This is a genomic window from Pseudaminobacter sp. Soil_N_29 (genome assembly GCF_057656055.1).
This window is the reverse complement of sequence record NZ_JBDGLC010000010.1, coordinates 123208-135636: the sequence shown is the minus strand read 5'-3', so window position 1 is coordinate 135636 and position 12429 is coordinate 123208. Positions and strand designations below refer to the sequence as shown.

General features: G+C 64.8%; 11 protein-coding genes. 3 read left to right on the top strand and 8 right to left on the bottom strand.

Annotation, left to right across the window (positions count from 1 at the left end; translation table 11 throughout):
* Positions 1–297 precede the first annotated feature (297 nt).
* From AC3A4H_RS21010 to AC3A4H_RS21000, 3 genes are all read right to left on the bottom strand, one after another.
* On the bottom strand, positions 298–1299 hold the full coding sequence (locus AC3A4H_RS21010) for a 4-hydroxyproline epimerase (RefSeq protein WP_487768451.1): 1002 nt from the start codon (positions 1297–1299) through the stop codon (positions 298–300).
* Between the two features lie 10 nt (positions 1300–1309).
* On the bottom strand, positions 1310–2560 hold the full coding sequence (locus AC3A4H_RS21005) for an NAD(P)/FAD-dependent oxidoreductase (RefSeq protein WP_487768450.1): 1251 nt from the start codon (positions 2558–2560) through the stop codon (positions 1310–1312).
* 123 nt (positions 2561–2683) lie between these two features.
* Positions 2684–3577, bottom strand: coding sequence for a dihydrodipicolinate synthase family protein (locus AC3A4H_RS21000; RefSeq protein ID WP_487768449.1), 894 nt, complete (start codon positions 3575–3577; stop codon positions 2684–2686).
* Positions 3578–3684: 107 nt separating this feature from the next.
* Between AC3A4H_RS21000 and AC3A4H_RS20995 the strand changes: the two genes are divergently transcribed.
* Both AC3A4H_RS20995 and AC3A4H_RS20990 read left to right on the top strand, forming a co-directional pair.
* Positions 3685–4356 (top strand): GntR family transcriptional regulator, encoded by a 672-nt coding sequence (locus AC3A4H_RS20995; protein ID WP_487768448.1) that lies wholly within the window; start codon positions 3685–3687, stop codon positions 4354–4356.
* 108 nt (positions 4357–4464) lie between these two features.
* Positions 4465–4866, top strand: a complete 402-nt coding sequence (locus tag AC3A4H_RS20990; RefSeq protein WP_487768447.1) for a DoxX family protein — start codon at positions 4465–4467, stop codon at positions 4864–4866.
* A gap of 377 nt (positions 4867–5243) precedes the next feature.
* On the opposite strand, the gene AC3A4H_RS20985 is transcribed toward AC3A4H_RS20990, so the two are convergent.
* Positions 5244–6740, bottom strand: coding sequence for a CoA-acylating methylmalonate-semialdehyde dehydrogenase (locus tag AC3A4H_RS20985; protein WP_487768446.1), 1497 nt, complete (start codon positions 6738–6740; stop codon positions 5244–5246).
* Positions 6741–6918: 178 nt separating this feature from the next.
* Between AC3A4H_RS20985 and AC3A4H_RS20980 the strand changes: the two genes are divergently transcribed.
* Positions 6919–7800 (top strand): LysR family transcriptional regulator, encoded by an 882-nt coding sequence (locus AC3A4H_RS20980; RefSeq protein WP_487768445.1) that lies wholly within the window; start codon positions 6919–6921, stop codon positions 7798–7800.
* Positions 7801–7863: 63 nt separating this feature from the next.
* Here AC3A4H_RS20980 and AC3A4H_RS20975 read toward each other — a convergent pair whose 3' ends face one another.
* The 4 genes from AC3A4H_RS20975 to AC3A4H_RS20960 all read right to left on the bottom strand — a co-directional run bounded on the left by AC3A4H_RS20975 (position 7864) and on the right by AC3A4H_RS20960 (position 12343).
* Positions 7864–9117, bottom strand: a complete 1254-nt coding sequence (locus tag AC3A4H_RS20975; protein WP_487768444.1) for a D-amino acid dehydrogenase — start codon at positions 9115–9117, stop codon at positions 7864–7866.
* A gap of 45 nt (positions 9118–9162) precedes the next feature.
* Positions 9163–10296 carry an alanine racemase gene (alr, locus tag AC3A4H_RS20970; protein ID WP_487768443.1) on the bottom strand — a complete coding sequence of 378 codons (1134 nt, stop codon included), beginning with the start codon at positions 10294–10296 and terminating at the stop codon, positions 9163–9165.
* A 373-nt stretch (positions 10297–10669) separates the two neighbouring features.
* Complete coding sequence (locus AC3A4H_RS20965) at positions 10670–11185, bottom strand: RNA pyrophosphohydrolase (RefSeq protein ID WP_487768442.1); 516 nt, start codon at positions 11183–11185, stop codon at positions 10670–10672.
* 9 nt (positions 11186–11194) lie between these two features.
* Entirely contained in the window at positions 11195–12343 is a 1149-nt protein-coding gene (locus tag AC3A4H_RS20960) for a divergent polysaccharide deacetylase family protein (protein WP_487768441.1), read from the bottom strand.
* Positions 12344–12429 lie beyond the last annotated feature (86 nt).

The following is a 12429-nucleotide window of genomic DNA, read 5'->3' as shown; positions in this document are numbered from 1 at the left end:
AGGCGCATCCCCTATCGAAATTCCCCTAGCCGTTATGCCGCCGATCACCGATTTGGATCTTGCTTATTATGATCGGTCGGGAGGCTTGGCTTTGTGTTCTGGTTGTTTGTTTTCTGCCCCAGTTTTCTGGACTATCGCGGAAGCTAGCATTGGCCTAACGCAATGTCCTTGCTTAATTGACGAATACCGCTGCCATTTTATCGCAGTTTCGTGCGAGGGATAGCTGCATACAAGCAAATTCTTGCGTAAATGAGCTTCCCCTGTCTTTTCCGCCGCGCGCCGCCGAAAACTCCCGTGTCAGCTCACGGTAAAACCGTGCGCAAAGGGATCGCGATCGTCGATGAAGATCGTGTTCAGCCCGGTCATGCGGGCCCAGCCCCCGATGGACGGAATGATGGCCGGCCTGCCCTTGACCTCCGTTTCGCGTTCCACCCGCCCCTTGAACAACGAGCCGATAATGGACTCGTGAACGAAACTGTCGCCGGCCTTCAGCCTGCCCTTGGCGTGAAGTTGCGCCATGCGTGCAGAGGTGCCGGTGCCGCAGGGGCTGCGGTCGATCGCCTTGTCGCCGTAGAAGACGGCGTTGCGGGCGTCGGCCTCCTCGTGCCTGGGGGCGCCGGTCCACAGCATGTGCGAAAGGCGGTTGATGCCGGGATTCTCCGGATGCACGAAGGAATACTTCTCGTTGAGCCGCTGGCGCACCACCGGGCTCCAGGCGATCAGGTCGCCGGCGGTGTAGTCGGCCACGTCGCTATAATTCTCCTGCGGTTCGACGATGGCATAAAAGTTGCCGCCATAGGCGACGTCGACCCGGATTTCGCCAAGCGTCGGGCACTCCACCGTCAGCCCTTCGGCGTAGAGGAAGGAGGGCACGTTGGTTATGCGAACCTCCTCCACATATTCGCCGACCTGTCTGTACTCCGCCACCACCAGCCCGGCCGGGGTGTCGAGCCGCAGCACGCCAGGCGTCCGTGGCTTCACCAGCCCGTTCTCGATCGCCATCGTCACCGTGCCGATGGTGCCGTGGCCGCACATGGGCAGGCAGCCCGAGGTTTCGATGAACAGGATGGCGACGTCGCAATCCTCGCGCGTCGGTGGATAGAGGATCGAGCCGGACATGACGTCATGCCCGCGCGGCTCGAACATCAGCCCGGTGCGGATCCAGTCATATTCGGCCAGGAAATGCGCCCGGCGCTCCATCATGGTCGAGCCTTGGAGCAGCGGCCCCCCGCCGGCCACGAGACGAACCGGATTGCCGCAGGTGTGGCCGTCGATGCAGGTGAAGGTATGCCGCGCCATTGTGAAGCCCTCAGAAGCGTTGTGCGGAAAAAGGCGAGAGATCTATTGCAGGCGCATGACCGAGCACGAGGTCGCGGATCAGGGCGCCGGTGGCTGCCGATTGTGTCAGCCCGAGATGGCCGTGGCCGAAGGCATAAAAGACGTTGTCGCGGCCGCGGGCGCGGCCGATCACCGGAAGCGAATCGGGCAGCGAGGGGCGATAGCCCATCCATTCGCGTCCGTTCGCGGGGTCGAGGCCAGGAAGGAAGTCTTGCGCTTTTTGCAGCATCGCCTGCGAACGCGCGAAGTTGGGCGGCCGCTTCAGCCCACCCAGTTCGACAGCGCCGCCGATCCGCAGGCCTGTCGAAAGCGGCGTGATGACGAAGCCATGGCGAGAGAAAATGAGCTGGCGTTTCACGTCGAATGCGCCGACCGGCAGTGTGGTGTTGTAGCCGCGCTCGGTCTCGAGCGGGATGCGGTCGCCGAAGGTCTGCGCCAGGAGATGCGACCAGGCGCCAGCGGCAATAACGACCTTGCGTGCCAGGAAGGTGCGGCCCTGCTTCAGCTGTATCGCAATGCGATCGTTTGCCGGTCGGGCAAGCGCCACATCGCCCTGGACGAATTTCGCGCCGCATTGTTCGGCGTAACGCCAGATCGCCTTGCCGAGCAGTTTCGGGTCGGCCACCGTCTTCCATCCGGGAACGAATGTGCCGCGCACGAACCGCGGCGACAGGCCCGGCTGAAGGCCGGGCAACTCGCTCTTGGCCATATGCTTATATTCGATGCCGACGCGGTCCCGCGCGGCCCAGCCCGGAAGCGATGCCTTAAACTCGGCTTCGCTTTCATAGAGTTCCAGCGAGCCGTCCTCACGCAGCATGTCGCTTGTGCCGGAACGCGCCATCAGGCCGGCCCAGGCTGTTTCGGCGAATTTCATCAATCCGGCCTGCGCGGCAAGCGCGCTTTCGTAATTGGCACCCGCGCCCGCGCGCCAGAAACGATAAAGCCAGGGCAGGAGCTGCGGAAAATAAGCCGGCGGTATCGCGAGCGGCCCGAGCGGATCTGCCAGCCATTTCGGCACTTGGGCGATCATGCCCTTATGCGCCAGCGGCAGCACGTCGGAGAAGGCGAAGGCGGCGGCGTTGCCGGAACTGGTCTCCTCGCACATGCCGCTGCGGTCGAACACCGTAACCGCAAGGCCGGCTTCCGCCAGATGGGCGGCAGTGGCGATGCCGACGATGCCCGCGCCGACAATGGCAATGTCGGGGGCTGCCTCAGCGCTCATCGGCCGCGCCTCCGGCCTTCCTTCACCCGGCTTGTCGCACAGCTCCTATCCTTCCCGTCAGGGAACGGAGCGGGCGATGCAGTGGCCGGGTGAGGGAACATGATTGGCCTTTGAAGCAGAACCTCAGAACTGCGGCAATGCGGGGCGCACCGCCAGCGCATCCTTGATGACCTTTTCGGCAGCCTTGCGGCGCTCGCCCGTCAGCGGCTGGCGCGGCATGCGAACGCGGTCATTGGTGCCGATGGCATGGACCTCTGCAAGCTTGATGTTCTGGACCAGATAGGTCGACACGTCGAGATCGAGTAGCGGACGGAACCAGCGGTAGATCGCCAGTGCCTCTTCGCGGCGGCCGTGCTTCATCAACTGGTAGATGGCGACCGTCTCGCGCGGGAAGGCGGTGACCAGGCCAGCAACCCAGCCGACCGCGCCCACGCTCAGCGCCTCGAAAGCAAGGTTATCGACGCCGGTGAAGAGGTCGAAGCGGTCGCCAAAGCGATTGATGATCTCGGTCGAGCGGCGGATGTCGTCGGAGGATTCCTTGACTGCGACGAACAGCGTATCAGCGGCCAACTCCTCCATGATGTCGACCGTGACGTCGACGCGATAGGCAACGCGGTTGGAATAGATCATCACCGGCAGGCCGCCCGCGGTAGCCACCGCCTTGAGCGTTGCCACGGTCTCTTGCGGGTTGGTGTGGTAGATCGGGCTCGGCACGATCATCAGGCCGTCGGCGCCGGCCGCAGCGGCCTTCCTGGCGACCTCGGCGCCTTCACGGGTGCCGGCCTCGTTGATGGTGAGCAGCACCGGCTTGCCGTTGGCCACGCCCTGGGCGGTCTTCAGTACGGCCAGCTTCTCCTCGGTCGAGAGCATTGGCCCTTCGCCGAGCGACCCCGCGACGATGATGCCGTCGCACCCCGCCTCCATCTGAATCGCAAAGCAGCGCTCCATCTCGGCGTGGTCGAGGGCGTCGTCCTCGGTGAACTTGGTTGTGACGGCTGGGAATACTCCGGTCCACATAGCGGGCTCTCCATCTGATATATCACAGATATATCTCTCCAGAAATCCGACTGTCAATTGGCTTTCCGCTCTGATATATCAAAAAATCCCAATCGGAACTGCACAGTTTGAACACCAACGACACCATCGCCGAACGCGCGGATGTGGCCGAGCCGGTCAGCCTGAGGGCCTATCACGCGCTGGAAAAAATGATTGTCACGCTGGAGCTTGCGCCCGGCAGCGTCATCACCGAACGCGTCCTCATCGAAAAGCTGTCGCTGGGCCGTACGCCGGTCCGCGAAGCCATTCAGCGGCTGGCCTGGGAGGGGCTTATCTCGGTGCGCCCGCGCGCGGGTCTGGAAATCGCGCCGCTGCACGCGGCCGATTGGCTGCGCGTTCTCGACGTGCGGCGGGGGGCGGAGATCATCCTGGCACGCTCTGCGGCGCGCTTCGCCACTCCGGAGATCGCGGCCCGGCTACAGGCGACGGCGCTTGCCATGCACCGCGCCGTGCTCGCCAACGACGTGATCGGCTATCTCGAGGCGGACAAGTCTCTCGACGAGGCGATGGCGCTTGCGGCGGACAATCAGTTCGCCGCCCGCCTGGCGGCCCCGCTGCAGACGCACAGCCGCCGCTTCTGGTATCGCTTTCAGAGCGGCACGGGGCTTGCCGAAGCCGCCGGCAACCATGTGGCGCTCATCCGCGCGATCCTGGATCGCGACGAAGATGCGGCCGCCACCGAGGCCGACAGGCTGATGGCGCTCTTGCGGCTGCACGCGCAGGCGGCTGCGATGCGGTAAGCCAAATGTCGTCTCATGTCGGAAACGCGCCGGCTCGCGCGTCTTTCATCCGATCCGCGCGGCACGAGAGCTTCGGCCGCTGCAGGCAAGGTAGATAAAGGAGGACTCATGGGCAAAAGCATCGCCGTCATCATCGCGAGGCTCATATTTGCGGCCATCTTTCTCATTGCAGCCGCATTCAAGTTTGCGGGCATGCAGACCACGGCCGACTACATCGCTGCCTCCGGTTTTCCGTTCCCGCTTTTCCTGGCTTGGGTTGCTGCGCTGTTCGAAGTGGCGCTGGTCGCCTGCTTCCTCAGCGGCGCATTCTTCCGCGAAGCATCCCTGCTGGCCGCAGCATACGTAATCTTCCTCGGCTTCGCCTTCCACGGCCCGTCCCATTGGCAAGGCAACCAGGCCGAGTTCGGGTTCTTCGTCGACCACTTCTCGTTCATGGCCGGCCTGCTCTTTGCGGCAGTTTATGGACCAGGCGAGAAGCTGGCGCTGCCCTACGGCAGGCACTGGAGATAGACGTCTCGAAAAGAGAAAGGCCGCGGTTGACCGCGGCCTTTCTGCATTAATCGAGAACCGGACCGGCCTCAGTTCCTCGTCGGGATGATGAACTCGGCACCGTCCTTGATGCCCCGCCGCGCGCCCGCAGCCGCATCGCGGCGAGGACGCGCAAACAGGAAATCGTCGGGCTTAGTTCATCGTCGGGATGATGAACTCCGCGCCGTCCTTGATGCCCTGCCGCGCGCCCGCAGCCGCACCGCGGCGAGGACGCGCAAACAGGAAATCGTCGGGCTTAGTTCATCGTCGGGATGATGAACTCCGCGCCGTCCTTGATGCCCTGCCGCGCGCCCGCAGCCGCACCGCGGCGAGGACGCGCAAACAGGAAATCGTCGGGCTTAGTTCATCGTCGGGATGATGAACTCCGCGCCATCCTTGATGCCCGACGGCCAGCGCGAGGTGACCGTCTTGGTCTTGGTGTAGAAGCGGAACGCATCCGGACCATGCTGGTTGAGATCGCCGAAGGACGAGGCCTTCCAGCCGCCGAAGGTGTAGTAGGCGATCGGCACCGGGATCGGCACGTTCACGCCCACCATGCCGGCCTGCACGCGGGAGGCAAAGTCACGGGCGGCGTCGCCGTCGCGGGTGAAGATGGCCGTTCCGTTGCCCATCTCGTGGTCGTTGACCAGCTTCAGCGCGTTCTCATAGGTCGGCGCACGGACGACCGAAAGCACCGGGCCAAAGATCTCTTCCTTGTAGATGCGCATCTCCGGCGTCACGTGGTCGAACAGGCAGCCGCCCATGTAGAAGCCGTTCTCGTAGCCCTGCATCTTGAAGCCGCGGCCGTCGACGACCAGCTTGGCGCCTTCCTGCACGCCGCTGTCGACATAGCCCTTGATGCGCTCCAGCGCCTCGCGGGTGACGACCGGGCCGAAGTCGGCCGAGGAATCGGTCGAGGGGCCGACCTTCAGGCTTTCGACGCGCGGGATCAGCTTTTCCATCAGGCGGTCGGCGGTCTCGTGACCCACCGGAATCGCAACCGAGATCGCCATGCAGCGCTCACCGGCCGAGCCGTAGCCGGCGCCGATGAGGGCGTCGACGGTCTGGTCCATGTCGGCGTCGGGCATGATGATCATGTGGTTCTTGGCGCCACCGAAGCACTGCACGCGCTTGCCGGCCGCACAGCCCCGCGCATAGATGTACTGCGCGATCGGCGTCGAGCCGACGAAGCCCACGGCCTTGATGTCGTGGTCGTCGAGGATCGCGTCGACCACGGTCTTGTCGCCGTTGACGACGTTGAGGACGCCCGCCGGCAGGCCGGCTTCGACGAACAGTTCGGCAATGCGCAGCGGCACGCCCGGGTCGCGCTCCGACGGCTTCAGGATGAAGGCGTTGCCGGCGGCGAGGGCGGGAGCGATCTTCCACAGCGGGATCATGGCCGGGAAGTTGAACGGGGTGATGCCGGCGACGACGCCGAGCGGCTGGCGCATCGAATAGGTGTCGATGCCGGGGCCGGCATTGTCAGTGAACTCGCCCTTCATCATGTGCGGGGCGCCGATGCAGACCTCGACCACTTCAAGGCCGCGCTGGATGTCGCCCTTGGCGTCGGCGATGGTCTTGCCGTGCTCGCGGGCAAGGAGCTCGGCCAGTTCGTCATATTCCTTGTGGACGAGTTCGAGGAACTTCATCAGCACGCGCACGCGGCGCTGCGGGTTGGTGGCAGCCCAGGCCGGCTGTGCAGCCTTGGCGTTTTCCACCGCCAGGCGCAGTTCCTCGGGCGAGGCCAGCGCCACCGTGCCGCGCACGGAGCCGTCCATCGGCTGCATGACGTCCTGCTTGCGCCCGCTTGTTCCGGCGACGCGCTTGCCGCCGATGAAATGACCGTATTCGACCATGATGGCTCTCCTTAAGATGGTGGCCCATTGTCTTGCTTTGCGCTGCGCATTGCAACGCGATCGGAGCAGCAACCGTTGTGCGCAAAATAATGTACCCGTGCAGATTGCGTGCTGTTTTTCGCATAGTAAACTGCGCTCATGGTTTCGTTCCCCACCACACCTCCAGTGGGCCGCCCCGATGAACTGGGATGACGTCCGCATATTCCTTGCCGTGGCCCGTGCCGGGCAGATCCTGGGCGCGGCGCGGCGGCTGGAGCTCAACCACGCTACCGTGTCGCGCCGCCTGGCTGCGCTGGAAGAGGCGCTGAACACAAAACTGTTCCGCAGGCTGACAACGGGGAGCGAATTGACCGCCGCGGGCGAACGCTTCCTGGATTTTGCCGAGCGCATGGAAGCCGACATGATCACCGCGCGCGCCGAAGTGGCAGGCGAGGGGGACGACGTTTCCGGCACGGTGCGCATCGGCGCGCCGGATGGCATCGGGGTCGCCTTCCTGGCGCCGCGGCTCGGCGCGCTGACGGCGATGCATCGCGACCTGAAGATCCAGCTGGTGCCGGTGCCGCGGTCGTTTTCGCTGTCGCGGCGCGAGGCCGACATTGCCATCACCGTCGAGCGCCCCACCGAAGGGCGTCTGGTCGCCGGCAAGCTGGTCGACTACACGCTCGGCCTGTTTGCCTCACGCGCCTATGTGGAGCAGAATGGCCTTCCCAAGACGGTGGCCGAGCTTTCCGGCCACCGCCTCGTCGGCTACGTGTCCGACCTCGTCGCCAGTCCATCACTCGATTACGCCGCCGAATTCAGCCCCGACTGGGATGCCGGCTTCTCCATTTCCTCCAGCCTTGGCCAGACCGAGGCGGTGCGGGCAGGCGCTGGCATCGGCATGCTGCACAGCTTCATCGCCCGCTCGATGCCCGAACTGGTGCCGGTGCCGGCGGCAAAGCCGATCCGCCGCGCCTATTGGCTGGTCTATCACGAATCGATGCGCCCGCTGCGCCATATCCAGACCGTCGCCGGCTACATCACTCGCATCGTGGAAAGCGAGAAGGCGCTTTTCATCTGAGAATCCCAGAAAAGCCAAAGGCCGCATCCTTGCGAATGCGGCCTCTGGGATCTTGGCGAAGGCTCAGTTGTACCGGCTGAGGTTGAGCGGTGTGGCGTCGATCTCCGGCTTGCGGCCGGTGACGATGTCGGCCAGCACGCGGCCCGAGCCGCAGGACATGGTCCACCCCAGCGTGCCGTGGCCGGTGTTGAGGTAGAGATTGTCGTAGCGGGTCTTGCCGACAATGGGCGGACCATCCGGCGTCATCGGGCGCAGGCCGCTCCAGAATGTGGCATCCTTCACCGACCCGCCCTTCGGGAACAGGTTGGAGACCGAATATTCCAGAGTGTCGCGACGGCTCTTGTGCAGGCGCAGGTCGAAGCCGGAAATCTCGGCGGTGCCGCCGACGCGGATGCGATCGCCGAGGCGGGTGATGGCGATCTTGTAGCTGTCGTCCATGACTGTCGAGACGGGCGCGGCGTCTGGATTGGTGATCGGAACGGTGATCGAATAGCCCTTGACCGGATATACCGGCACCGACATGCCGAGCGGCCTGAGCAGGAAGGGCGAATAGCTGCCCAGCGCCACCACATAGGCGTCCGCCTTCAGCACGCCGGCGCTGGTCGCAACGCCCGAAATGCGCCCGCCCTCGACCAAGATCTTGTCGATGCTGGTGTTGAAGCGGAATTTTACGCCGCGTTCGCCGACATGCTCGGCCAGCTTGTCGGTGAATATCTTGCAGTCGCCGGTTTCGTCATTGGGCAGCCTGAGGCCGCCGGCAAACGAGCCTTCGGCCGTTGCCAGGCCGGGCTCGGCGCCAATGCAGCCAGCCCTGTCCAGAACCTCGAAGGGAACGCCGAACTGCTTCAGAACCTCGATGTCGCCGCCGACGCCGTCGAGATGCTTCTGCTCGCGGAAAAGCTGCAGCGTGCCCTGGGCGCGGTCGTCATAGGTGATGCCGATGGTCTTGCGCATCTCCTTCAGGAGATCGCGGCTATACTCGGCCACCGGCACCATTCGCGCCTTGTTGACGGCGTAGCGCGATGAGGTGCAATTGCCGAGCATCTTGAACAGCCACGACCACATGTGGCGATCGAGCTTCGGCCGCACCACGAGCGGGCCGTGCTTCATCAGCAGCCACTTGATGGCCTTGGTCGGAATGCCGGGGCCGGCCCAGGGCGAAGCATAACCGGGCGAAACCTCGCCGGCATTGGCGAAGCTGGTTTCCAGGGCCGGGCCGCTCTGGCGATCGACCACCTCGACCTCGTGGCCGGCTTCGGCCAGATAGTGGGCCGAGGTGACGCCAACCACCCCGCTCCCCAAGACAAGAACTTTCATTCGTACAACTCTCCCCTGCGATGATGCTTTTGGGCGGCGGGCCGCTCAGCCGCCTTGGTAGATACGGTGGAAACGATGGCCCAGGCCGGTCAGCACCTCGTAGCCGATGGTGCCGGCATGGCCGGCAACGTCGTCCACGGCCTGGTGGCTGCCGATCAGCTCGACCAGATCGCCCGCCTTCAGCGCGCCTTCCGGCAGCGCGGAAATGTCGATGATGATGCTGTCCATCGAGACGCGGCCGATGAATGGCAGCCGGACGCCGTTGAAATAGGCGCCGGCGGCAGCACGGCGGTGCCAGCCGTCGGCATAGCCGAGCGAAATCGTGGCGGCGCGCAGCGGGCCGGCGGTGCGGAAGGTGTGGCCGTAGCCGATGCCGGTGTTCTTATCGAGCGTGCGGGTCTGGATGACCTTCGCATCCAGCCGCACCACCGCGCGCATCGGGTTGGCATGGCCGGGGGTGGGATTGATGCCATAGAGCGCGGCACCCGGCCGGGCGAGATCGTAGTGGTAGTCGGCGCCCAGGAAGATGCCCGAAGAATTGGCGAGCGAGGCGGGGGCTGCCGGCAGCATTGCGCGCAGGCGGTCGAACGCTTCCTTCTGCGCGGCATTGGCCGGGTGTTCCGGCTCATCGGCGCAAGCCAGATGGCTCATCACCAGCTTGACCTCGAGGCCGTCCAGCAGGCTCGCGTCGCCGGCGAGCGTCTCGACTTCCGAGGGCATCATGCCAAGCCGCGACATTCCGCTGTCGACCTGAAGGGCGACGGGGAGGCGGCGGCCGACGGCACGGGCCGTTTCGCGCCAGGCGGCCAACTGTTCGAGGCTGTTGGCAACGGTGGTGAGGCCGGCGGCCGCCGCTTCGACCTCGGCGCCGGGCGTCGTGCCGTTGAGTATGTAGATCGCGGCACCGCGGCCAAGAACTGCCCTCAGCGCCAGTCCTTCGCCGACATGCGCCACGAAAAACGTGTCGCAACCTTCCTCGACCAGCGCCTTGGCGACCTGGGCGGCACCCAGCCCGTAGGAGTCCGCCTTCACGACGCCGGCACAGCGAGCGTTACCCAGGCGGCTCTTGAGCAGGCGGTAGTTTTCCCGAACCGCAGAAAGATCGATCGTCAGGATCGCGCCGGCTTCCGCGAGGCTTGCCTGCGTGAAATCGCGATTATTTGCGTAAGACTGGTCCATTCCGCCGAAATTTCCCTCACGCTGGCGCAAAACCCCTCTGAAAAGAGGGAAAATTGCTTCAAGCCTTGGTTTGATGCACGATCCTCCTCGAAATCTCCCGGATATTCGGGGATCGTGCCTCGGTGCCACCAATAGTTCGGGAAACATTGCATCGCAATATGGCCGGCTGGGGCAGTGCGCCTTTGTGCGTTGGCGCAGAAGCGGCGAAACGTCGCATCCCGCCGCGCCATGCGAACTGGATTGCGCTGCCGCGCCGAAACTGACCAGCCATTGTTGAATAGGACGCCTGCGGCGGCGAGCGATCGCGCCACGTCGGATTCGACCGGCCTAACCGGCCGGTTGTTCGGCGTCCATCGGAGGGGCGTGCCGGGGATTAGGGCGCGAGGTGCCGGAAGGCGGCCACGACCTCGTCATAGACCTTGCGCTTGAAGGGCACGATCAGCTCCGGAAGGTCGATCATCCTCTTCCAGGCCCAGCGGTCGAACTCGGGGTCATGTCCACCCGGCGGCGGATTGATGGCGATCTCGCTTTCGTCGCCATCGAAGCGGAAGGCGAACCATTTCTGCTTCTGCCCGCGATACTTGCCCTTGAGGGCGATGCCGACCTTGTCGGCCGGAAGGTCGTAGTGGATCCACCCGGGTGCTTCCGCCAGAAGCGAGACGCTGCGGATGCCGGTCTCCTCGTAGAGTTCCCGCAACGCCGCCGGCAGCGGATCCTCTCCCTTGTCGATTCCACCTTGCGGCATCTGCCACAGCTTGTCCGCTCCGGCCATTTCGCTGTCGGGCTCGGCAATGCGATGGCCGGCCCAGACCAGCCCGGCCCGGTTCAGCACCATGACGCCGACGCAAGGCCGGTAGGGAAGCGACTGCGGGTCGAGTTTCTTTGACATCTATGTCCTTCAGCCCTTTTCGGGATCGTTGGCGAGTGCCGACACGGGCACGATCTCTATGCCGCGCTGCCTGGCCTCTGCGACCCATTGCGCAATGGCGTCCACCGTGACGTCGAAGGCGGAGCCGGTGCCGATGGCAAAACCCTTGGCGCGCGCGATGCTTTCCAGCTGGTCGAGCTTCTTCAGGATCGTGTCGCGGTCGCCCGCCTGATCGATGATCGCGTCGCCCGAGGCGAAGGGAACGCCGTCCTTCAGGGCCAGTTCCGGCGCGAGGCTGCGTGCAGAGGAACCGTCGTCCAGGTAAAGCAGGCCGCGTTTGCCGAGTTCGGCCATGAACGGCCCCATGGCGGCCGGATCGGCGGCGAAGCGTGCGCCCATATAGTTCATCACACCCGTATAGTTGGTGGTGCGCGACAGAACCCAGTGCAGGTTCTTCAGGTTCTCGGCTGCGGACGCGGAAACCGTCAGCGTGTTGCGGCCGGGATTGACGTTCGGGTAGTCGAACGGCTCCAGCGGCACCTGCATCACGATCTCGTGGCCCTGCCGGCGCCCCTCCTGCATCCAGCGGCCGATGCTGTTGCCGTGCGGCGCGAAGGCAAGGGTGACCTCCGGCGGCAGCTTGGCTATCGCCTGCTGGGTGCCCGTCTGCGACAGGCCCAGCCCGCCGATGACGATTGCCACCCGCGCGCCGCGCGCGCCCGACCAAGGCCGCGCATAGACGTCGAACGGCCGCCTGCCGTCGGCGGCCCGCGCCGGCAGCGGGCCGGCTTCGCTTTGCTCAATCAGGTCACGGTCCGGCAGATGGGCGACGCGCGGATCCTGGCCGATGCCGGACGGGTCGTGGATGACGACGACATTGCCAGCCGAACCGCTCGGTGGGCTGACATGGATGATCGAGGGGCTTTCGACCTTGGGCCGTTCTTCCAGCGCCGCCTGTTCAACCGGCATGGCCATCTCAGGCTTCGAAACGGTGATCGGCGCCGGATTGCGGAAGGGTTTTTCGCGAAAGGCGATCGCGCTCGATGCGGCGACGATCGCCAATGCCGCCAACCCCGTCAGTACCGTCCCGGCACGGACGGAATATCCGCGAGTTCCCCTCCGGGGGCCGGGGGCATTCTGTCCAAGTGGGCGATCGATGTCCTTCTGCACTGGCGACAAGCCGCATCCTCGAGGCCGGAGGGAAGGTGTGTTGCTGGAAAACTCCGCCGGTGGAATTCCGGCGGAGTTAGAAGGCTTTGCCCTGT

Excerpts from the sequence above, each read along its gene's own strand:
- AC3A4H_RS21010 (WP_487768451.1), bottom strand. The coding sequence starts at position 1,299 with ATGGCGCGGCATACCTTCACCTGCATCGACGGCCACACCTGCGGCAAT.
- AC3A4H_RS21005 (WP_487768450.1), bottom strand. The coding sequence starts at position 2,560 with ATGAGCGCTGAGGCAGCCCCCGACATTGCCATTGTCGGCGCGGGCATC.
- AC3A4H_RS21000 (WP_487768449.1), bottom strand. The coding sequence starts at position 3,577 with ATGTGGACCGGAGTATTCCCAGCCGTCACAACCAAGTTCACCGAGGAC.
- AC3A4H_RS20990 (WP_487768447.1), top strand. The coding sequence starts at position 4,465 with ATGGGCAAAAGCATCGCCGTCATCATCGCGAGGCTCATATTTGCGGCC.
- AC3A4H_RS20985 (WP_487768446.1), bottom strand. The coding sequence starts at position 6,740 with ATGGTCGAATACGGTCATTTCATCGGCGGCAAGCGCGTCGCCGGAACA.
- AC3A4H_RS20980 (WP_487768445.1), top strand. The coding sequence starts at position 6,919 with ATGAACTGGGATGACGTCCGCATATTCCTTGCCGTGGCCCGTGCCGGG.
- AC3A4H_RS20975 (WP_487768444.1), bottom strand. The coding sequence starts at position 9,117 with ATGAAAGTTCTTGTCTTGGGGAGCGGGGTGGTTGGCGTCACCTCGGCC.
- alr (WP_487768443.1), bottom strand. The coding sequence starts at position 10,296 with ATGGACCAGTCTTACGCAAATAATCGCGATTTCACGCAGGCAAGCCTC.
- AC3A4H_RS20965 (WP_487768442.1), bottom strand. The coding sequence starts at position 11,185 with ATGTCAAAGAAACTCGACCCGCAGTCGCTTCCCTACCGGCCTTGCGTC.